The sequence below is a fragment of the Clostridium ganghwense genome, assembly GCF_026735165.1.
GTDB lineage: Bacteria > Bacillota > Clostridia > Clostridiales > Clostridiaceae > Clostridium_H > Clostridium_H ganghwense.
Window position 1 is genome coordinate 1,022,736 of record NZ_JAPQES010000001.1, and the last position, 21,831, is coordinate 1,044,566.

Genomic DNA, 21,831 nt, shown 5'->3' on the forward strand with positions numbered 1-21,831 from the left:
ATCCTAAACTTGTGTTAATTTATTTATTCTATTCCCTATGTGGATTATGTCCAAGGATTCATCTGAAAGTCCTTTCTCATCTACACATTTAGGCATGCCATAAACTACACAACTATCTTCACTTTGTGTTATACACCAACAATCACACTGCTCTTTTAATGCTTTAATTCCTTCTCTACCGTCAAATCCCATTCCCGTCAATATGATAGCTAAAACTTTTTTTCTACTATATTCTCTTGCAATAGACTTAAAAAGTACATCTGCCGAAGGTCTAACTCCGTTAATATAGGACGACTTTTCTGTTTTTACTACCTTTTCCTCACTTCTACTTTCCACTATCATATGCAATCCACCTTGAGCAATCAATACTTTTCCTGGTTTTATTGTTTCTTCTTTTCTTACTTCACTAACACCTAGACTACAAACCTTATTTAATGCTTTTGCCAAAGATTTAGTAAAATTAGAGGGCATATGCTGCACTATCAAAATAGGCTTGTTTATATTAGAATCTAACTTTTTAAGCACTTTTTCTAATGCCATAGGTCCTCCAGTAGACGCCACTATAAGTATTATATCGGGATTATTAAAATTTTTAAGTTTATATTTTGTTACTTGTTCTACAGAGGTATTTTTATATTTATCTTTCTCATATAAAGCAGATAATGTATTTTTCGTATTTTTTTCAATAAAAATTTGATTTAAAAGTATTTTTAAATTATTAGTAGTCTTCTCAATATTATTATTATTTTGTATTGTTGGCTTTTTTATAAACTCTATAGCTCCATTACTTAATGCTTCAATTGTTAATTTTGTAGTATCATTATTTTCTTCGCTTATCATAATAACCTTTATGTGTGGATATCTTTTTCTTATTATTTTAAGAGTCTCTACTCCATCTAACTCTGGCATTACTATGTCCAAAAGAATTACATCAAATTTAGAATATTTCATTCTTTCTAAAGCTATCATTCCATTTGATGCTGTATATTCAACTTTTGCTATTCCAGTATCATTAACAATATTTCTCATTAAGTCCCTGTGTAAAATAGAGTCATCTACAACTAATACATTAAGCTTGTTCAAGTAACCACTTCCATCTATTTTATTTTATATACACTTACTAAATCTTCTAATTCTTTTCCCATCTTATCAAGCTCTTTAGATAATTCACTAGAACCCGTAGCAATTTCTAAATTTTGTCTTGTATCTGCACTAATTTTTTCTATATTCATAGAAATTTCATTAGCTCCTATTGTTATCTCTCTAGCACTTCTTGCCACTTCCGCAGTTTTTAAAGATACTTCTTCCGTATTTTTTACAATTTCATTTGAACTTATTGAAATTTCAGAAACAGATCGTGCTACTTCCGAAACTCCTTTACCAGCCTCTGATATACTCACTAATATTTTTTCTGCTTTTTCATTCACATTCTTAATTTCATTATTAATCATCCCTATTTTTTCTGAAGCTTCAGAAGCAGAATTCGATATTAATTGTGTATTAGAAGATTGTTCAGTTACTGCTGAAGATACTATATTGGTTGATGTAACTATTTCATCCATAACATCATTTATAATTTCCATTGATTTTACAGCATTATTTGTATCTAATTGTATTTCTTTTATTTGATCACTTATTTCTTCAGTAGCCCTAGTAGTTTGTTTGGCTAATTCTTTAACTTCATTAGCTACTACTGCAAATCCTTTTCCTGCTTCTCCCGCTCCTGCTGCCTCAATAGCCGCATTTAGTGCTAACATATTTGTTTGATCTGCTATATCATTAATTATATCAATAATCTTTCCTATACTTTTAGATAAATTATTTAGCTTAATTATACTTTCAGTTGTTTCTTTAATTTTTCCTTGAGCATCTTCTGTTATATTTAAAGCTCTTTCTCCATTTTTGCTTATTTCATTAATAGATATATTAATTTCTTTAGTAGACGTTGCTATGCTGCCTACAAATTTATAAATATCCTCTGATAAATCTAAAACTCCTTTAGTACTCTCAGACATACCTTCCACTAAATCTTCTACCTTGTCTATTTCTGAAGAAGTTTGTGTTGAAGAAGACGCTATACTTCTAATATTAGAAGAAAATTCTTCAGTAGCTGAAGCAATCATCTCTATATTATTGCTAGTCTCAGTAGAAGCCTTTGCACTGCCGTCTATACTTGCAGCTATTTCTTCTATTGAAGCCATAACACTTACAGTCTTATCGTTAGTCTCTCTACTCTTTTCCGATAAATCCTCAGCAGTAGTTAAAAGTATTTTTGAACTTTGATTTAATTTATAAGATTTTTCTTGTACATTTTGTGTGAAATGTTTCAATTTATTTACAAAACTATTAAATGCCATAGATAATGTTCCAATTTCATCCTGTGAAAATATTTCTGCTTGAATAGTTAAGTCTCCTTCTTCAGCTTTTTTCATTAACAATTCCATATGCATTACTGCTTTAGTAATTGAACTTGTAGTATATTTTCCTACTAAAGCCATTACTACAATTCCAAAACCTACTAAAAAAATAATAATCTTTATAGTATTATTTTCTTTATTTGAGATTAATATATTACTATTTTTAGAGTCATTTGTTTTAATTTCTATTGTCTTATTTATAAAACTTCTCATATCATTATAAGCTTGATCATACTCTGGAGTATTCATTAATAGTTCAAGAGCTTCTTGATTTTTACCATCATAAACTAGTTTTATTAGTTGCTCAGTATATGACTTATAAATTTTAATTGCTTTTTTTGTTTCTTCAATTTGTTTAGAATTTTCTCCTGAAAATTTTATATGATTTAAATTATCCTCAATAACTTCAAATCCTTTTGTTACCTCATTTACATATGTATTTCTATTGTTCATATCTTTTCCTAAAATAATGTCTCTTAAATAAACCCTTATACCTTGAAATTGTTCTGCTATTTCTCCTGTTTTCTTTAATGCTATGGTATTATCGTTATAATTTTCATTATTTATTTTAGATAAGTCAGATAAATTTTTTATTCCTATGAATCCTATTACAAATGTAATTAAAATTGTAATAGTAAAAGCTATACCTAGCTTCTGTCCTATTTTTAAATCTTTAAACTTTTTCATTTATTCATCCCCTCCAAGGTTTCAATATTATATATTCTTCTTAAATTCAACATTCTTAAAAATTCTTTTTCTAAATTTATTACACTAGATATATATTTCCCCTTAGATTCTCCTGTATTTTGTGGTAATTCACAAAAATCTTCTTCTTTTACATCTATAACTTCTCCAGTTTTATCTACTAAAAACCCTATATTGTCTGAATCTTCAAAATTTGATTTTAACACAACACATTTAGTTCTTATATTTTCTTTATTACACTCTTCACCTACTATTGCACTTAAATCAAAAATAGTAATAATATTGCCTCTTAGATTCATCAATCCTTTAATATAATTTTTAGCACCAAATACAGATGTATACTCTATATTTCTTGTAATTTCCTTAACCAAATCAAGTTCTATTCCAAAAAGAGTTTGTCCTAAATAAAAAGTTAATACTTTTTTCATTTTTCTCCCTCTTTATTACATAAATTTTTAATATCTTCTTCTAAACTTTCTTTAACTGTTTGTGTCGTATATTTTTCTGGTACAGCTAATTCTAATAATTCATATACATTTAATATTAGAATAATTTTATCTTCTATTATAGTACTTCCTAATATCCCTTTGTAATCAAAATCATCAGTATTTAAATTTATATAAGTTTCTACTGTATCATATATTTTATCTATAAGTATACCTACTGGATACTTTACATGCTTTAGTATTATAACATAATATTTTTTATTATTTTCTTGTTGCCTACTCACAGGTATATACTTTGATGGTCTTATAATTCTAAGAGAATTACCTCTAATTTTTACATATTCATTATCCCCTATTAATTCAATATCATTTAATTTGATTTCTTCTACCCTTTGAATAAAAGATAAATCTACTCCAAAGGTTTCATGTTGTGAACACTTAAATAACATTAAATTACTTTGTTCTTTTATGTCTTTATCTTTTTCTTCCTTTCTTTTTAGCTTTATCAATTCACTTTCATCTTTTAATTTCAACTTAGCTTTTTCTACAATACCATTCACATCTAAAATCATAGCTACTTTTCCATCTCCTAAAATCGTAACACCAGCATAACACTTTAAATCTTTCAAATATCTAGGTAATGATTTTACTAATATCTCTTCATCATCATGAATTTCATCTACAATTAACCCAAACTCTTTAAATCCAAATTTTAAAACTAATACTCTTATTATTTTATTACTATAAACTTCACAATGATTTTCATCTTTATCTTCTAATATTTCTGCTAAATTTATAATCGGTAAAAACTTATCTCTTAGCCTCAAAATCTTCGTATCATTTACATATTCTATTTTTTTATCTATATCTTTAGGAGTAATTCTAACTATTTCTTTAAGATTAATTTGTGGAAGAACAAATTTTTGATTTTTACTCTCTACTATAAGAGCTGAAATTATAGCAAGAGTTAGTGGAATTATAAGTCTGACTGTAGTTTCTTTTCCTTGTTTTGTATATATTTCAATATTTCCACCTAATTTTTTTATATTAGTTTTAACTACATCCATTCCTACTCCACGCCCTGAAATAGCCGTTACACTATCATTTGTAGAAAATCCTGGAGTTAGAATAAGTTCTATAATTTCTTTTTCTGTCATCTTGGAAAGTTCATTTGAAGAAACTAATTCTTTTTCTAAAACCTTCTTTTTTATTTCTTCTATATCTATTCCTTTGCCATCATCTATTACATCTATTATTACATATCCTGCTCTATAGTAAGCCTTTAATTTTATTGTGCCAGTACTAGTTTTTCCTTTTTGTTGTCTTTCTTTACTACTTTCTAATCCATGATCTGCAGCATTTCTTACTAAATGAACTAATGGATCTGCCAAGGCTTCTATAATAGACTTGTCCAGTTCAACTTCTTCACCTTCTAATTCTAATTTAATATCCTTATTCAAACTTTTTGATAAATCTCTAATTATTCGTGGAAATTTATCAAAAACATTAGCCATAGGCTGCATTCTTGTTTGCATTATTTTCCCTTGCAACTTAGATGTTACATAATCTATATTTTGAAGAATATTATCAATGCCTTGAATATCCTTTTTATGACTTTCCATAGTTCTTATAAGTTGATTTCTTCCCAACACCAATTCCCCTGTTAAATTTAAAAGCTCATTTAAAAGCCCTAATTTAACTCTAATAGTTTCTTCCTTATTAAAACTATTTTCTTGTCTTATAACCTTTTTTTCATTTTGCTCAATCTTTAATTTATCTGACATTTCTTCTTCACAACTAATTTCTTCCATAACTATAGTATTTTTATTGCTATCTTCTTTTTTATCTACAACTTCTTCATATATGCATTCATGTATTTTAGTTTCATCTAAATCCAATGCTAGTGCAACTAAATTTTTTTCTAATACAGAGGATATTATCAAATACAAGGTAGCTTCTGATTCATTAAAATGTTCTAAATTTCTAACTTTATTAGTATCCATATTAGAATCAATTATTTCACCTATAGATTTAACAGATTGAATCAATTTCATAATTTCTATGTTATTTTCTTTTAAATCGCCTCTTAAATTTATACTTATTTCATAAAGTATATGACCTCTCTTTTTAGCTTTCTCTATGACTTCATAATCTACTTTTTCAAAAGAAGATTCTTTAATATCAGATTGTAAAATATTATTTATTTGATTAATATGCTCGTCTATATGAATATTTTCATTATCATATACATTTTCACTCAATGTCTTCAAACAATCGTTCGCACAAAGAACTACATCCATATCTGTATCTTTTAATTTATATTTATTATTTCTTATTTTTCCAAATAAATTTTCCATAGAATGAGCTAACTCTACAATTTTATTTAATTTGAAAAAACCTGCTGTACCTTTTATACTATGAACTGCTCTAAATATCTTGTTGATATAATCAATATTTTCTCTTTCACTATTCAATAGTAACAACCATTTTTCAACATTTGAGGTATGTAATGCAGCTTCTTCTATAAAATCATTTATAAATTCTTCATTCATCATTTGGATTTCCCACCTTTTTTATTGGAAGTGTTCCAGTAAATTATCTAGTTTAATTATTTCAAAGAAATTTTCCATATCATTATTTACTCCAATTATTTTAAAATCTTTGTGTTTTTCTATTGCTGTTTTGTGTAGGGATTCGATGAATAAAACACCTTCAACATCTATTTTTTTAATTGAATCTAAATTCAATACTAATTTTGAATATTGTTCATTTTTATTGTATATCTCCTCTATTATTGATTCAATAGAAGTTCTTATTTGCTTTGAAGTTAATTCCCCCATCACATTAATATTTATAGTATTTTCACCCAATACTACTTTCAAACTTAACACCTCTTTAGTTATTTATAATTATTATGAAATAATATAATAATTCCTGTATGTTTTACTATTCATATATCCTTACTATACCATACTATTTCTACAGAAAACTATAAATTTTGTCATATTATTATAGACGGTATTTGTTACTAAAATATTTTAGAATTTTTTTGAATAAATACAAATTAATGTGTATAATATGAGGTGTATTTAATCAATATGAAATATTGGGTATGAGGTGATATGGATGAGAAAAAATAAAAAAAGACTATACAGACATAAAGCACAAACTAGACGAAAAAAATTAATTGTTTTTAGTATATTTTTAGCATTAATAGGATTACTTATAATTAAATATAAGTACCATCTCTCTTATTTTTCATAGAATCCAAGCTAAAAAAACATATTGTTATAGCTACATCAAAGAAAATCATTACAAAATGTACACTCGTATTAGAAATTACACCATATATAACATTCTTTGATATGAAATTAATTGGTAAAATAACTATAACTGCCGTAATAATTCTCAAAATCTGTATAATAAATAAATTCCACCAATAACCTTTTACAAGGTTTTTACTATAACTTAACGCATCAGTTCCACTAAGATTTTTTATAACTACAGCTTGAAAAATAAAAGAATAATATATCCAAAAAATAACTCCTGGTATTACTAGTAATAAACTAAAACCTAAAAGTATAATTCCAGCAACTATTGTTGTCCAAATAATACCTTTCCATCTTGAAAATATTGCTTTACATAATTGATTACACTCCACATATTCATCATTTACATATTTATAAGTTATATAAATAGCTCCAACTTCTATAAAAACGTCAATATAAACCCCAATTATTTTCAATAATTCTGAACCTAATTTATTACTATAAGGTGATAATAAATCTATAATTAAGTTACTTGGAATACTTATAATTAATATAATAAACAAAATCATTTTGATTTTTGCTTTATAGATATTAAATGCATAAGCAAATATTTCTCCCATCGATAATTCTTTTTCTCCTATCATGTTTTTCATAATTGCTCCCCCTGTTTTATATAAATCAATTTAATGTAAACTATATCCATATTATACTACATTTTGTAAAATTTCAATTATTATCTCTACTTTCCCTTGTATATAAAAGAAAAACTTCTAGGTTAACCCTAGAAGCCTCCGAAATTGCCAAAGTTATCATTCATACTGTTCATAGTATCAAAAGTCTCGTGTTGGAACTGATCATTAAAGCTTTGCTTATCTATTTAAGTTTCAAACTTAATGTTTCTTCATTGAAATGTCCATAACAAAATATATTGGTTACATTTAAATTTAAAGTGCTGCTATCTTTATAGTTATTAAACACAAGTTCCGCTTCTACTTTCTCCCCTGGAACAAATTCAAAATCTTTTCCCTTTTCTAGATAATCGAATACGTCTAATTTAAATACTCTTCCATTTTCCCCTCTGACATAGATATCATAAGGTGATATAGTAATTTCCTTATCAAAATTATTTTCTATTAGTGTTTTAACTATAAGCTTGTCACCACTACTTTTTATATTTAGCTTTGTAAGTTTTAACTTACCTTCAAATGCAGTAGCGGTATTTTGTAGAGTATTACTTTGTAATGTGATTTGTTGTATATTATCTTTTTCACTATCATTTTCTATCTTAGTATCCTCCTCAAGATCAATACCTCTATTACTAGTTGAAACTACAGCTATTGCTTTGTTTTCGCTACTTTTTTTAGTTAATTTTTTTGACATTTCTCCAGCTATAAATATTCCAAAGGTTAAAACTCCAGCTAAAGTTATTGCAACTATATTTTCATTTATATTAGATAATATTTTATTTAACATTCCTTTTTTCATCTTAATATCCCCTCTCAATGTTTTCTATAATTAAATTATAAACAGGGATTAAGACAAAAATTTTCACCTAAAATGTAGTAAAATTAGCTAAATAAAAAGTCTCCACTTTAACTAAAGTGGAGACTTTTTATAATCTCTATAATTATTAACCTTATTTAAGCTTCACAGTGAAACTTTCCTCGTCAAAATTTCCAAAACAAAATATCTTACTAACTTTTAATGTTAATTGATCAGATTGCTTATAATCTTTAAATATAAATTCAACTTCCTTTTTTTCTCCTGGAACAAATTTATAATCTATTCCTTTAGCCAAAACAGCATGAATATCTGAACTGAATTTAGAACCATTATCCCCTGTCATATATATATCATATGGAGAAAAATTAAATTCTTTATCATAATTATTTTCAACTACAGCTTTTACAACAAGTCTATTTCTATCTACTTCATAAGACTTAATTTTTAGACTTGCTTTACCATTAAATGCTTCTGCTGTTGTTTCCTTCACTTCCTCTGTTACTTCCTTTTTATCATTTACTTTGTTTTCATCAGTAGATGTTTTTTCTGCATCTGCAGACTTACTTTTATTGTTGTTCTTTTCATCAGCATCACTTGCAGTAACTACCTGTTGAGTTTTATTGCCACTACTAGCAGTATCTTTACTTCCACGTGAGTTAGATGTCATAATAACTCCAAACACCGATAATATAATTACAGAAGCTGCTGCAATAGTTAATATGAGTTTATTTTTATTAGCTTTTGGCTTAATAACATTTTTATCTATAGTTTCTGTAGTATGAGTTAGATTTCTTTGATATTCTTCTAAATCTCTTTTAAATTCTTCCACCGACTTATATCTGTTTTCCTTATTCTCAGCCATTGCCTTTTCAATGATATTTATTAATTTTGCTGGTGTAGTTCTTTTAAATCTTTGTTCACTACCTTCAACTGGACTTTCTCCTTCTGTTATAAAATATAGAGTTGCTCCTAAAGAATAAATATCACTTCTTATGTCACATACCTCACCTCTTAATTGTTCCGGTGAAGCATAACATCTTGTTCCTGAATAAATCCCTTGTTTTCCATCTTTATTTTCTACTCTTTCAGAAATACCAAAATCTATAAGATGAATATTATTATCCTTATCTATCATAATATTACTTGGCTTTAAATCTTTAAATATGATTCCACCTTTAAAATTATGTAAATAATTCATTATGTCACAAAGTTGTGTTCCTACCCTTGCAATTGCTGATAGTGGTAAACTCCCCATAGTCTCTACATTGTTTTTCAATGTTTGTCCTTGTATATAATCCATAACTAAATAATAAGTTTGATTATCTTGAATAATATCATATATTCTTGGAATACCAATGTGTCTTAAAGATAACAGCATATTTTTCTCATTTGCTACATTTATCATATCTACAATATCATGATCTATTTCCTTTACTGCTACAGTTAAGTCAAGTCTTTGATGATATGCCTTAAATACTTTACCGCTTCCCCCTTCTCCAAGTACCTCTTGAAGCAAACATGTTTCTCCAATAACTTCTTCAACATTTGCACATAATTTTTCACCTTGAGGATTAATATTATCCGTTTCAAGCATATCAAGCTTATTTAAAAGTGTACCTAAAGCTAAGAAAGTATCTTTAGCAACCTCGTAATTTATAATTTCTTGTACAGAAGTTCCTGTATTGTGCGCACCTATATTTCTGTACCATTTAATTCTCTTTAATTTATAAATATCATTATCTGAAATTGGAAAACCTTTTTCCATTAATTTAGTGACATTTCCAATAAAATTATTTAATATAAAATCTTCTTTTAGAGTATTTTCTATAACATACTCAATAACACCTACTGCTTCAATTATCAATCCATTATAGTACATATGAGTTTTATTTGGATTTAACTTTTTATTTAATACAACCCACTTCTTTGTAACTTCATCTTTACTTTTGTACTTTTTTAACGATTGTTCCTTAATTGACCTAGTATTCGGCCCTCTTCTTTTGTCACTCATGAATTTCCTCCTAATATAAGTTTTCTATAATACTTTCTGTTATTTTCCTCTATTTAATCAAACACAGCTGAAAATTCCCATCATTTACTAATGTCTTTCTAGTTTTAACTTATATTAAGATTATATCAAATTTTACATTATGTTAAAAACAAAGTTTATAAGTACTTAAAAAAGCAAGTCCCCATTTAAGACTTGCCTTTTTAATTATTTAAATATTTTCAAAAACATCAAGTAAACCTCATTTCACAAATTGTAAAATGAGGTTTTATATACTCTCTTTATTTTAGCCTACTGAATTTATTTCATCTAAAAATATAAATGATTGAACTTTATCACTAGCTTTATCTATGCTAACTAATAATTTTTTATTATTATCATATTTAAAATACATGAAGTAAGCATTTGCTTCCTTTGAAACTTCTTTACTGCTAGCTTCGTCAAATTGTGCTTTATTAACATCTAATAAATTGTTCTTCTTGATAAAATCAATTGCTCTTCCTTTAGCTTCTTCAAGATTAAATTCTTTATTATCTCCTTTTGCTGTCTTATCATAACATTCAAGGTTAAGTATTTTATCTGTTTTAGTATCTATTAAAGCAGTATATCTTATTTTATCTTTATTAAGATTTTTATTTCTTACTAATAAAGATTTCTGTCCACCTTGTTCTATTAACTCAGCTTTTAAAGCTTTACTTTCTACTTTAATATCAAGATATTTTTCAAATGCATTAACAGCTTTTTCTACAGCTTTTTCTTCAGATGTTTTTACTCTTTGTGCAGCTACTTTCTCAGTCATTAACTTATCTTTTGGTATTGTGGAATTTGATGCTTGTGCAAATGCTTTAGCTCCTCCTATTGTTAATGTAGCAAGTAAAGCTAATGCTGCTATTCTTTTTGATTTCATAATATTTTCCTCCTTTAATTGTAACTTTAATTTAATTTGTTTCACATTCACTCGTTACAATTAAATTATATAATCAATACTTATAATAACTATCTACGAGTTGTAAAAAAGTTGTAAAGTTAACCATTTTTTATTTATTAATACTAGCTATATCCCCCCAGCTAATATATATAAGTCTACTCATATATATTAGCTATAAAATATACTCTCTGCTGCTAACACTCTTATTAACAAAAAAAATTTCTAGCGAAAATATTTTTCGCTAGAAATTTTTTATTATTTAACATTTTTTAGCCTACTGAATTTATTTCATCTAAGAATATAAATGATTGAACTTTATCGCTAGCTTTATCTAATGTAACTAATAATTTTTTATTATTATCATATTTAAAATACATGAAGTAAGCATTTGCTTCCTTTGAAACTTCTTTACTGCTAACTTCGTCAAATTGTGCTTTATTAACATCTAATAAATTATTCTTCTTGATAAAATCAATTGCTTTTCCTTTAGCTTCTTCAAGATTAAATTCTTTATTATCTCCTTTTGCTGTCTTATCATAACATTCAAGGTTAAGTATTTTATCTGTTTTAGTATCTATTAAAGCTGTATATCTTATTTTATCTCTATTAAGATTTTTATTTCTTACTAAGAAATATTTTTCTCCACCTTGTTCTATTAACTCAGCTTTTAAATCTTTACTTTCTACTTTAACATCAAGATATTTTTCAAATGCATTAACAGCTTTTTCTTCAGATGTATTTACGCTTTTCTCATTTAATTGTACAGCTACTTTCTCAGTCATTAGCTTATTTTTTTGTATTGTGTTATTTGATGCTTGTGCAAAAGCTTTAGCTCCTCCTATTGTTAATGTAGCAAGTAAAGCTAATGCTGCTATTCTTTTTGATTTCATAATATTTTTCCTCCTCTAATTGCAACCTTAATTTAATTTGTTTCTCATTCCCTCGTCACAATTAAATTATATAATCAATACTTATAATAACTATCTACGAGTTGTAAAAAAGTTGTAAAGTCTAGTTGAATATTATTTTTATTGATGTTCCTTTATTTATTTCACTTTCTATTTCTAGTTTAGCTTCATGAATTTTTGCTATTTCAGCACAAATAGCAAGTCCAAGTCCAGCCCCATTATTAGCTCTCGTTCTTGACTTATCTACCATATAGAAAGCTTCAAAAACTTTAGGTAAATCTTTCTCTGCAATTCCTATACCTTCATCTCTAAGTTCAAGTACTGTTTTTAATTCATCATTTTTATATACATTTAAATATATATTTGAACCTTCTTTGGAGGCTTTCATAGCATTATCTATAAAATTAGTAATTAAATTTTTTATTAGATCTCTTTCTACTAAAATTTCATAATCTTTTTTATCAGAAATTATTAAGTCTATATTTTTATTTTGTAATTTAGGTTTTAAAGTTTCTTTTATCTCAGCCAATATATCCTTTATACTTTCATTTTTCATTTTAAAATTTTCTTTTTTCAATAGAATTAAATCCATCATTTTCCACGACAATTTTTCTAATCTTTTTCCCTCTTTAAATATATAATTTAATCCTTGAAAAAAAGTCTCTTCATTATAAGCCGTAGAACGTAAAAAATCTGCATACCCTATTATTGAAGTTAGTGGCGTTTTTAATTCATGGGTTAAATTATCTATAAATCTTTGTTTTTCCTCTGTTTTTTTCTCTAACTCATTTATTTTTTCTTCAATAGATAGTGTCATTTGATTAAAATTTTCTGCTAAAATACCTATTTCATCTTTAGACTCAATTTCTACTCTTTCTGAATAGTTACCATTTGATATTATTTTAGTAGTATTTATCAGCTTATTTATAGGGTTTGTTATATATTTACTTAAAATATACATACCAATAGCTAGAATAATAGAAACTATAATACATAATTTAATAAAAAAATTATACTGTTCTTTTCTATCTTGATAAATATATGTTATATCCTTTATACATGAAAATTTTAAATATTCACCATCTACATCTAATAAATTGGTTATAAATAAAAATGTTTTATTTCCTACCTCCCTTATAATGTACCTTCTTTTATCTACAACAGCTTTTTTAAGTTCCTCTCTTTCTTCTAAAATCTTAAAATCTAAATTACTAAAAATTATATTATTCTTTTCATCTAAAACCTCTAAATACATATCATTACTCTTAAAATTTTCTAAATACGTCTTAATAATTTCCCTATCAGAATCAAATGACTTCTTATGATAATTGCCAATGATTTTTATGTTAAAATTCATTGCTGTATATATTCTAGAATGTTCATTTAATCCTCTATCTATCTCTCTTTTCAAACTTAAATTATGAGTATGTTCTATCAAAAAACAAGCTCCTAAATTAAATATTACTAAAAATAGTAATATTGAATATATGAATATTTTCTGCCAAAACTTCATTTAATCCTCCAATCTATAACCTATTTTATATACTGTTTTTATTTTTTCATCTAGATTTAATTTTTTTCTAAGTTTTTGAATATGCATATCTACCGTTCTAGTTTCTCCCAAATAATCATATCCCCAAACCTTCTCCAAAATCTTTTCTCTAGATAAAGCTATACCTTTGTTTTCAATTAAAAGTCTTAATAATTCAAATTCTTTCAAAGTCAATTCTATAATTTCTTCATTCTTTTTTACAATTCTTTCTTGTAAGTTTATCTCTAAATTCTTAAAATTTAAAACATCATTTTTTTTACCATAACGTCTTAAAACAACCTCAACTCTTGCCAAAAGTTCTATCGATTCAAAAGGTTTTACTATATAATCATCCGCTCCCATCTTAAGACCCTTTACTTTATTTGAAATGGAGTCTTTAGCTGTTAAAAAAATTACTGGTATATCTTTGTGTTTTATTCTCTCCATTACACCAAATCCATCTAATTCCGGAAGCATAACATCTAAAAGAATCAAATCAAAATTTTCTTGTTCAATTAGTTCTAAAGCCCTCTTCCCATTATAAGCTTGTTCAATTTCATAATTAACCATTTTCAAATTCAATTTTATTAAATCTGAAATAGATACATCATCTTCTACTATTAATATTTTACTCAAAATAGTTACACACTCCCTTTGTATTATTCATTTTTTAACTTTACTTTTTTTATCTCAATTTATATTGAAGTTCCTCAATATAATAAACTCTTTACTTTTAATAATCGTTATATCCACACAAAACTTATACTTTACTTATATAATCTTCTTCGATATCATTTTGCTTATAATGAAAGAACCACTACATCATCATTTTGATGAAATAGTGGTATATATTGCTTTAAAATAAATTCCTATCTTTCAGTATATATTCTAAATTTATAATATTCATATTAAAGTTGTAAAAAAGTTGTAAATTATTAATTTTCAGTTATATTTTAATGATAAGCCCTAGAAGTTTTGAGAGTGAAACTGCTTGTACAGGAGTCACAATAGCACCATATATATCCTCTTTTCGTACTTCTATTCCTTCTATTTCACAATTACTTAAATCAATCCCCTTTAGTTTTGTTCCTGCCATTTCAGCCTGCTGCAAATTAGAATTTCCAAAGCTGACCTTATCAAATTTAACTTCCTGAAAAATAGCGTTATTTAGTAAACAATCTTTAAAATTCACCTGTTTACACTGTGAAAATGTAAAAGATGCATAACGACCATTACAATTCTCAAATATTACATTTTGTAATGTGGATTCACTTAAATTAGCTCCTAGAATCTTGCAGTTTATCATCTCTACTCTATGTATAATAGCTCCGTAAAAGTCTATATTAGATAAATCACAGTTTTCAAACCTAACATCTGTTAAATCAAGAAATCTAAAGGATACATTTTTGAAAGTAACATTTCTAAATATTATCTCCTCAAAATTCACATGTTCTGCGGTTTGATTTTCAATAGAGCAATCGCAAATAACTCTTGTACATAAAGAATCATAATTTTGGATATCATTATTTAAAGATTGAAACTCCTCTAATTTCTTTGGTATTCTAGGTGTTAAGATTTTATAGTTTGATTTTATATCCTTCATTGAATATTAACCTCCAAATTTTTAATTTCCCTTTTATAAATTTCTAATAAAAAATAACCAACAAAAATAGTCAATAATTCTGCTGCAGGAGCAGTTAGCCAAATTCCATTTATATTAAATATTTTAGGAAGAATAAATAATCCAGCTATACTGAATATCAAACCTCTACACAATGTAATAATTGTTGAAAATTTTGCTTTTTCAATAGCTTGAAAATATGAAATTGTCACTATATTAACTCCCATGAATAAATAGCTTACAAAATAAATTTTCATACCTGTAGTTGCCAACATTATTAGTTCCATATTGTTATTATTAAATAATTTAACTATATTTTTTCCAAACAAAATTCCTGATGTAAAAAAGCATATTCCAAATATAACTGATACACTAACTGCCAACTTAAAGCTTTTTCTTACTCTTTCATACTTTTTAGCTCCATAATTATAACTGATTATTGGCTGCATAGCCTGTGATATTCCAATGAAAACCATAAGCATTAATATATGAATATAATTTATTATACTATAAGCAGATACTCCTATTTCACCAAGCATTTTCATAAAAACTAAATTATATATTAATGTAACAACTGCTGCAGACATTTCTGATAAAAAGTTTGGAAATCCATTTCTAAAAATTCTAATTACATCATTTAAAACAATTCTTGTTTTAATAAATTTAAGATTACCTTTTTTTAATACGAAATGCATTAATAACATTATAATGGATAGTATATTTCCAGCTCCTGTTGCTAGAGCTGCACCACTTACTCCCCAATGAAATTTAAAAATAAAAATATAATCTAAACAACAATTAATTATCGCCCCTATAACCATAGCATACATTGATAGTTTAGGTGCTCTATCATTTCTCGCAAAGCAATCTAAGGTATCTGCTAAAACATATACAGGTCCAAAATATAATAATACACCCATATAATCTTTTACATAAGGCAATATTTTATCATTTGCTCCCAGAATATAAGAAAGTTTTTCGATATTTAATTCACTAAAAACAGTAATAGTTATACTTATTATTGCAGCTAATAATACTGCTTGTGTAAAAATACTGCTACTTTCTTCATTTTTACCTTCACCAAATTTAATAGAAGCTACAGTTGCTCCCCCTAAGCCAATTAATAAACCTATAGCTGCAAATAATGAATATAATGGTACTACAATATTTACAGCAGCTAAAGCATCACTTCCAACCCCACGACCTACAAATATACCATCTATTACTACATGTAGAGACATTATAAGCATACCAATAACTGCTGGAATAAGATATGTTAAAAATAGTTTTGAAATAGAATCATTTTTTAAATCTAAATCTTTTTTCATAATAAAATAAAACCTCCTTATCAGTTAACAGAGGTTATTTTATACCTTATAGTAACTATAAGGTCAATAGATTATTTTATTGGAATTTGGATTTCCGTTAAGTATTCATCCTCATTTAATACTACAGAACAATCAATTAATCCAATTTCTAGTGCATCTCCTACAATTTCATAATTATTATCACTTAAATATTTTAATAGTTTTTCATAAGCTTTATAAGATTCTTTATATGGTCCTTTATAATATATGCAGGCATATTTTCCTGCTGGTAATTTTTTCACATTACTGTATTTAAGCTTATCCTCTATTAAAATACAAACTGCAGTATATTTATCAAATCTATTCATGTTTAAATTATCTTCGGAAACTATTACTCCTATTTCCCCAGTAAACATTAAATAATTATCTTTAAATAAATTTTGTAAATTTTTTAAACATAACTCAAACTCAACTATTGAATCTGAATCTTTTATATATTCAAAAGCAATATTTCTTTCAAACATTTCTCTTATTCTTACCGTTTCATATTTTTCTATATTAATACAATCTTCTATGCTGTTAATCTTACTTTCAAGTTTATCCTCTATTAATTCTAATTCTTGAATTTTCTTACGTGTTAAACTCTTCTGCTTATCAAGTAATTTCATAATATTTTTTATATCTCTTTTATTTAAATGTTCCTTTATATCATTTAAAGACATACCTAAAAACTTTAGATATTTTATAGTATTCAATTGTTCAAATTGTTCTATAGTATAGTATCTATATCCATTATCTTGATCTACTATTTTGGGTTTTAAAAGCCCTATTTTATCATAATATCTTAATGTTTGTGTTGAGACATTATGGATTTTTGCCATATCACCAATTAGAAATTTATTTGTCATAAAAAATATTCCTCCTATTAATTCATAATATCCAACAATCATAAAATTTAATATATTTAATTCCAATTTTAATATTTTATATTGATATAATCAATAAAATGAATTTACATATTTGAATTATCATTATAAATAAAAGCCTACAGAATTTAAATTCTGTAGGCCCTTAACTATTATTTACTTTCTTATGACTCTACCTTTTTTGTATTATCAGTTTTTCTTTTTAAGTTTGGTATTCCAAACACTATTGCTAATATTCCGAATACAATCATTAACATAGAATATATGCTGTAAGGTACTAATTCAACTGGAGATAATTTAGCTAATCCTGCTGCAACAAGTATTTGTCCACCATAAGGAACTATTCCTTGGAATGCAGATGAGAAAACATCAAGTAAACTTGCTGTTCTTCTTGGATCAATGTCATACTCTTTTGTTATATCTTTTGCTAAAGGACCAGCACTAACTATAGCAATAGTATTATTTGCTGTTGCTATATCTATTAAACTAGAAAGTGCTGCAATTCCTAATTCTGCACCTTTCTTAGTTTTAACTTTAGAAGTTACTTTTTCAAGTAAGAATCCTATTCCACCATAATATTTCATTAACTCTACTATACCACCAATAACAATAGCTATTAAGCAAAGATCTTCCATCCATCCAAAACCACGTTGAATGAAACCTAATAATTCTACAAAATTAAATGCACCCATACCTAATCCTATAACTGCACCAGTTGATATACCTACTGCCAATACTGCCATTACATTTAATCCTGCCAAAGCACATACAATTATTGATAAATATGGTAATACTTTTACCACGGAATATGGACCAACTTCAAGAGTAGCACTACCTATTGGAATAAATGATAATATTGTTAAAGTAACAATAACTGCTGGTAATACGATTAAACCATTCATTTTAAACTTATCTCTAAGTTCTACACCTTGTGTTCTTGTTGCTGCTATTGTAGTATCAGATACAAATGAAAGATTATCACCGAACATTGCACCACCTACTACTGTTGCAACAATTAGTGGTAGCGAAATACCTGTTTGTTGAGACATTCCAACTGCTATTGGTGTAAGAGCAGTAACTGTTCCCATTGAAGTACCCATAGCAAAAGATATTACACATCCAATCATAAATACACCAGGTAAAATTGCTTTAGTTGGTAAAACACTTAAACCTAAGTTTACTGTAGATTCAACTGCACCCATAGCATTTGCTACAGAGTAAAAAGCACCAGCTAATATAAAGATTATTACCATAAGTATTATAGTTGGTTCTCCACCACCGCGTGAAAAAATATCTACTTTTTCATCTATAGATAGTTTTTCACCTTTTTTATTAAGGCATAGAGAATATGCTAATACAACTATAAACGCAACAAGTACAGGCATATTAGTAAAATCCTTAGTAATTATTCCCGTTGCCATAAATATAACTAAAAATACAATTAATGGAGTCAGACCTAAAAAACTATTGCTATTGCTATCTTGTTTTCCATTTTTCATTAATAATTCCTCCTAGCATTAAAATAATTTTCATAAAATAAAAACATTTTAGTATAAGTTTATTAATCCATTGAAATACTATAGGTCATATTTCTACCCAAAGTCATTAGTTACTTACATTTAGTTTTAATAATTTTCAGACAAATCATGTTTACGTTTACATTAGTATTACTTGTTGCTTGTTATATTAGCTTTGATTTGAAAGTTCCAAAGCTACTTGATATTATATTTTCACCTCCTTATAATTTATTTTACTAGTTTATGTTAAATAAATTTTTGAACAGCAATATTTCAGTATTATTTTGTGGTTCCTTTAATCCTCCAGTACTGATTTCATATGTTTTTTAAGTGTTTCTACAAATTGCTCTCCTGTTGTATATTCGTCTCTATTTAGTATAAATTCTTTACCTGCTAAAATTAATATTTTTTGAACTTTGGCTCTTTTTTCTTCATCTTTAATGCTAGTAATATCTTCAACTGGAGCAATTCCAACAATACGTCTTATCATTTCTAAACCTACACTTCCAGATGTATCTTCTAGCACACCTTTAAGATACCAATTATCAAACCCTTCACTTTTAGCCAATAAATCTGTAGCTTCTAGTCTAAACTTTTTAATAAATTTACTCTTAAACATATCTACAATATCAACAATACATTTTTCTATACTTAACAGATATTTTGATCTTTCATCTTCATTTTCAATAGTTGAAAATCCATGTGCCCATGCTAAAAATAAATTAGCTATTACGTTTCCAACATCATATCCTATTGGACCAAAGAATGCAAATTCTGGATCGATTACTTTTAAGTCATCTTCATTAATAAATATTGATCCAGTATGAAGATCTCCGTGCAATAGAGCTTGTGCATTATTCATAAAGTTAAACTTTAATTTTGCACACTCAACTCTAAGTGAATTATCATTATAAAGAGTCTGTTCTACAAAATCTTTCATTGAATCAAGAACAATATTTTCGTTAGAGAAATTAGTAAATGGCTCTGTAAAAACTAGTTGTTCACTTATTTCACATAAAATCGGATTTATGTGTTCTTTTACCAATTGCTTTTTTTCTTTATGATTTAACATAACATCAGTTGTTGGTAATAAAGTATTTACCATAAATGTTGTAATATTATCAGCAAAATGATCAAATGTTTTATTCTTCACAAGAGCGGTACGCATAATTGTATAATTAGAAAGGTCTTCCATTGCATAACAACTCATAACCTCATCATACATATATATTTCTGGAACAAGTTCAGAACAATACTTACTTTGTAGTTGCATAACCTTGCATTCAATCTTATTTCTATCAAGGTTTAATTTTCTTCCTGATTTTGCTCTAGTATCTTCCCCAGAATGTTTTAAAATCACTGACTTATTAGAGTTTTTATCAACAATTCTAAATACATAATTTAAATTTCCATCACCTATTTCTTTACACTCTAGATTTGTTGTATCTTCAAAAAAGTCTAATTTTTCTTTTACATATTCAATTACATCGTTTTCATCCATTAAAAAATATTTATCAAAACGGCTTGTTCCTGTCATAATACTTCCCCCATTCATTTAAATTAATATTAAAATTATTTAATATTTTTTTACATCTTATACTAATAGTTTCCCACAAAATGCATCACGTACCTCTCCCCATCAAACAAGTACCCTTGAAGGAGTGGTTTCCCTACTCCTTCTTATTTTTATTCATAGTACTTATTCAAATTATAAGGAGAATAAATTCCCTTATCTGTAACAATTCCCGAAATTAATTTAGGTGGAGTTATATCGAATGAAGGATAAAATCCTTTAACTCCCTCCATAGTAGTTTTCACTCCCATGGCCTGTGTCACAAATTCAGGATCTCTTTCCTCAATTTTAACAGAGCTAATATCAGCATGTTTTTGGTTAGGGATGCCTGTAGTAAAATAAGGTATTCCCCAATAATGAGCTGCTAAGGCCATTTGGAATGTACCAATTTTATTTACAACGTGTCCATCCATTGTTATAGCATCTGCAGCAGAAGTAAACAAATCTACATTCTTTAGTTTCATTACATAACCTGGCATATTATCAGTTATTACAGTAACATCAATTCCCATATCTCTAACTACACTAGCTGTTAAACGAGCTCCTTGAAAATATGGTCTAGTCTCAGCACAAATAACTTTAATATTATTATCATTTTCCTTGCAAAGTCTCATTAACATTCCAATAACTGTTTCACCGAAACATTGTGTCATAATTGTTCCATTTTTAGGGATTTTATCATATAGATATTTAGCTACTTTTTCATATCTTTCATATTTTTTATTAGCTTCATCAATTGCAGCTTCAAGTACAATTTGAACTGCATTTTCACGATCTTCAACAACTTCAAGAGCAGTCTTATGACATCTGTCTACTGCTTTTAACATATTTGAAACTGTAGTAGGTCTAGCATGACATAGTGTATGAGCAGCCTTATTAATAAATTCGATATACTCATCATTTGGTAAATTTTTCGCCTCATGAACAGCTAAAACCATTCCCATATTTACTGCAATATAAGGCCCTCCACTTTGTGTTACCATGTCTGTTAACGCTTTAGAAACCTCAACATGGTTTTTACATTCTACAAATTTTGTTTCTACAGGATAAATTCTTCTATCTAAAATACGAACCTTTCCATTCTCGTACCATGCCACATTTTCATATTGTAATATAAATGCTAATCCTTTATCTGCTCTAAACATTTCTACACCTCTTTTATATATTCATAA

Annotated in this window: 18 protein-coding genes; all 18 read right to left on the reverse strand. The window is 26.8% G+C overall.

The window, feature by feature from the left end; genetic code table 11:
- Positions 1–3: 3 nt before the first annotated feature.
- The 18 genes from cheB to OXH55_RS04775 all read right to left on the reverse strand — a co-directional run bounded on the left by cheB (position 4) and on the right by OXH55_RS04775 (position 21,804).
- A complete protein-coding gene (gene cheB / locus OXH55_RS04690) occupies positions 4–1,083 on the reverse strand; it encodes a chemotaxis-specific protein-glutamate methyltransferase CheB (protein WP_268048341.1) in 1,080 nt (359 codons plus the stop codon).
- Between the two features lie 14 nt (positions 1,084–1,097).
- A complete protein-coding gene (locus OXH55_RS04695; protein ID WP_268048343.1) occupies positions 1,098–3,104 on the reverse strand; it encodes a methyl-accepting chemotaxis protein in 2,007 nt (668 codons plus the stop codon).
- A complete protein-coding gene (locus OXH55_RS04700) occupies positions 3,101–3,550 on the reverse strand; it encodes a chemotaxis protein CheW (RefSeq protein WP_268048344.1) in 450 nt (149 codons plus the stop codon). The genes OXH55_RS04695 and OXH55_RS04700 overlap by 4 nt, the downstream gene beginning before the upstream one ends.
- Complete coding sequence (locus OXH55_RS04705) at positions 3,547–6,123, reverse strand: chemotaxis protein CheA (protein ID WP_268048346.1); 2,577 nt, start codon at positions 6,121–6,123, stop codon at positions 3,547–3,549. The genes OXH55_RS04700 and OXH55_RS04705 overlap by 4 nt, the downstream gene beginning before the upstream one ends.
- 18 nt (positions 6,124–6,141) lie before the next feature.
- A complete protein-coding gene (locus tag OXH55_RS04710; protein WP_268048347.1) occupies positions 6,142–6,450 on the reverse strand; it encodes an STAS domain-containing protein in 309 nt (102 codons plus the stop codon).
- A 347-nt stretch (positions 6,451–6,797) separates the two neighbouring features.
- Entirely contained in the window at positions 6,798–7,490 is a 693-nt protein-coding gene (locus OXH55_RS04715) for a DUF7847 domain-containing protein (protein ID WP_268048350.1), read from the reverse strand.
- Positions 7,491–7,710: 220 nt separating this feature from the next.
- The gene (locus OXH55_RS04720; protein WP_268048352.1) at positions 7,711–8,322 is read right to left on the reverse strand and encodes a DUF4352 domain-containing protein; all 612 of its coding nucleotides are present in this window, start codon (positions 8,320–8,322) and stop codon (positions 7,711–7,713) included.
- Between the two features lie 151 nt (positions 8,323–8,473).
- Positions 8,474–10,351, reverse strand: coding sequence for a serine/threonine-protein kinase (locus OXH55_RS04725; protein WP_268048354.1), 1,878 nt, complete (start codon positions 10,349–10,351; stop codon positions 8,474–8,476).
- A 283-nt stretch (positions 10,352–10,634) separates the two neighbouring features.
- Positions 10,635–11,255: a hypothetical protein gene (locus OXH55_RS04730; RefSeq protein WP_268048356.1), complete on the reverse strand. Its 621-nt coding sequence runs from the start codon at positions 11,253–11,255 to the stop codon at positions 10,635–10,637.
- 290 nt (positions 11,256–11,545) lie between these two features.
- Positions 11,546–12,166, reverse strand: a complete 621-nt coding sequence (locus OXH55_RS04735) for a hypothetical protein (protein WP_268048358.1) — start codon at positions 12,164–12,166, stop codon at positions 11,546–11,548.
- Between the two features lie 121 nt (positions 12,167–12,287).
- The gene (locus OXH55_RS04740; protein WP_268048360.1) at positions 12,288–13,697 is read right to left on the reverse strand and encodes a sensor histidine kinase; all 1,410 of its coding nucleotides are present in this window, start codon (positions 13,695–13,697) and stop codon (positions 12,288–12,290) included.
- On the reverse strand, positions 13,698–14,354 hold the full coding sequence (locus tag OXH55_RS04745) for a response regulator transcription factor (protein WP_268049023.1): 657 nt from the start codon (positions 14,352–14,354) through the stop codon (positions 13,698–13,700). It abuts the gene before it with no gap.
- A gap of 307 nt (positions 14,355–14,661) precedes the next feature.
- Positions 14,662–15,318 (reverse strand): pentapeptide repeat-containing protein, encoded by a 657-nt coding sequence (locus tag OXH55_RS04750; protein WP_268048362.1) that lies wholly within the window; start codon positions 15,316–15,318, stop codon positions 14,662–14,664.
- Complete coding sequence (locus OXH55_RS04755; RefSeq protein WP_268048364.1) at positions 15,315–16,664, reverse strand: MATE family efflux transporter; 1,350 nt, start codon at positions 16,662–16,664, stop codon at positions 15,315–15,317. Before OXH55_RS04755 ends, OXH55_RS04750 begins: the two co-directional genes overlap by 4 nt.
- Positions 16,665–16,735: 71 nt before the next feature.
- Positions 16,736–17,551: a MerR family transcriptional regulator gene (locus OXH55_RS04760; RefSeq protein ID WP_268048366.1), complete on the reverse strand. Its 816-nt coding sequence runs from the start codon at positions 17,549–17,551 to the stop codon at positions 16,736–16,738.
- 182 nt (positions 17,552–17,733) lie between these two features.
- Positions 17,734–19,068, reverse strand: coding sequence for a Na+/H+ antiporter NhaC family protein (locus OXH55_RS04765; protein WP_268048367.1), 1,335 nt, complete (start codon positions 19,066–19,068; stop codon positions 17,734–17,736).
- A gap of 313 nt (positions 19,069–19,381) precedes the next feature.
- Positions 19,382–20,623: an S-methyl-5-thioribose kinase gene (gene mtnK / locus OXH55_RS04770; RefSeq protein WP_268048368.1), complete on the reverse strand. Its 1,242-nt coding sequence runs from the start codon at positions 20,621–20,623 to the stop codon at positions 19,382–19,384.
- A 149-nt stretch (positions 20,624–20,772) separates the two neighbouring features.
- Positions 20,773–21,804 (reverse strand): S-methyl-5-thioribose-1-phosphate isomerase, encoded by a 1,032-nt coding sequence (locus OXH55_RS04775; RefSeq protein ID WP_268048369.1) that lies wholly within the window; start codon positions 21,802–21,804, stop codon positions 20,773–20,775.
- Positions 21,805–21,831: the final 27 nt, after the last annotated feature.

Coding starts and splice junctions, on each gene's coding strand:
- OXH55_RS04695 (WP_268048343.1), bottom strand. CDS start 3,104: ATGAAAAAGTTTAAAGATTTAAAAATAGGACAGAAGCTAGGTATAGCT.
- OXH55_RS04700 (WP_268048344.1), bottom strand. CDS start 3,550: ATGAAAAAAGTATTAACTTTTTATTTAGGACAAACTCTTTTTGGAATA.
- OXH55_RS04705 (WP_268048346.1), bottom strand. CDS start 6,123: ATGATGAATGAAGAATTTATAAATGATTTTATAGAAGAAGCTGCATTA.
- OXH55_RS04715 (WP_268048350.1), bottom strand. CDS start 7,490: ATGAAAAACATGATAGGAGAAAAAGAATTATCGATGGGAGAAATATTT.
- OXH55_RS04720 (WP_268048352.1), bottom strand. CDS start 8,322: ATGAAAAAAGGAATGTTAAATAAAATATTATCTAATATAAATGAAAAT.
- OXH55_RS04725 (WP_268048354.1), bottom strand. CDS start 10,351: ATGAGTGACAAAAGAAGAGGGCCGAATACTAGGTCAATTAAGGAACAA.
- OXH55_RS04730 (WP_268048356.1), bottom strand. CDS start 11,255: ATGAAATCAAAAAGAATAGCAGCATTAGCTTTACTTGCTACATTAACA.
- OXH55_RS04735 (WP_268048358.1), bottom strand. CDS start 12,166: ATGAAATCAAAAAGAATAGCAGCATTAGCTTTACTTGCTACATTAACA.
- OXH55_RS04740 (WP_268048360.1), bottom strand. CDS start 13,697: ATGAAGTTTTGGCAGAAAATATTCATATATTCAATATTACTATTTTTA.
- OXH55_RS04750 (WP_268048362.1), bottom strand. CDS start 15,318: ATGAAGGATATAAAATCAAACTATAAAATCTTAACACCTAGAATACCA.
- OXH55_RS04755 (WP_268048364.1), bottom strand. CDS start 16,664: ATGAAAAAAGATTTAGATTTAAAAAATGATTCTATTTCAAAACTATTT.
- OXH55_RS04760 (WP_268048366.1), bottom strand. CDS start 17,551: ATGACAAATAAATTTCTAATTGGTGATATGGCAAAAATCCATAATGTC.
- OXH55_RS04765 (WP_268048367.1), bottom strand. CDS start 19,068: ATGAAAAATGGAAAACAAGATAGCAATAGCAATAGTTTTTTAGGTCTG.
- mtnK (WP_268048368.1), bottom strand. CDS start 20,623: ATGACAGGAACAAGCCGTTTTGATAAATATTTTTTAATGGATGAAAAC.
- OXH55_RS04775 (WP_268048369.1), bottom strand. CDS start 21,804: ATGTTTAGAGCAGATAAAGGATTAGCATTTATATTACAATATGAAAAT.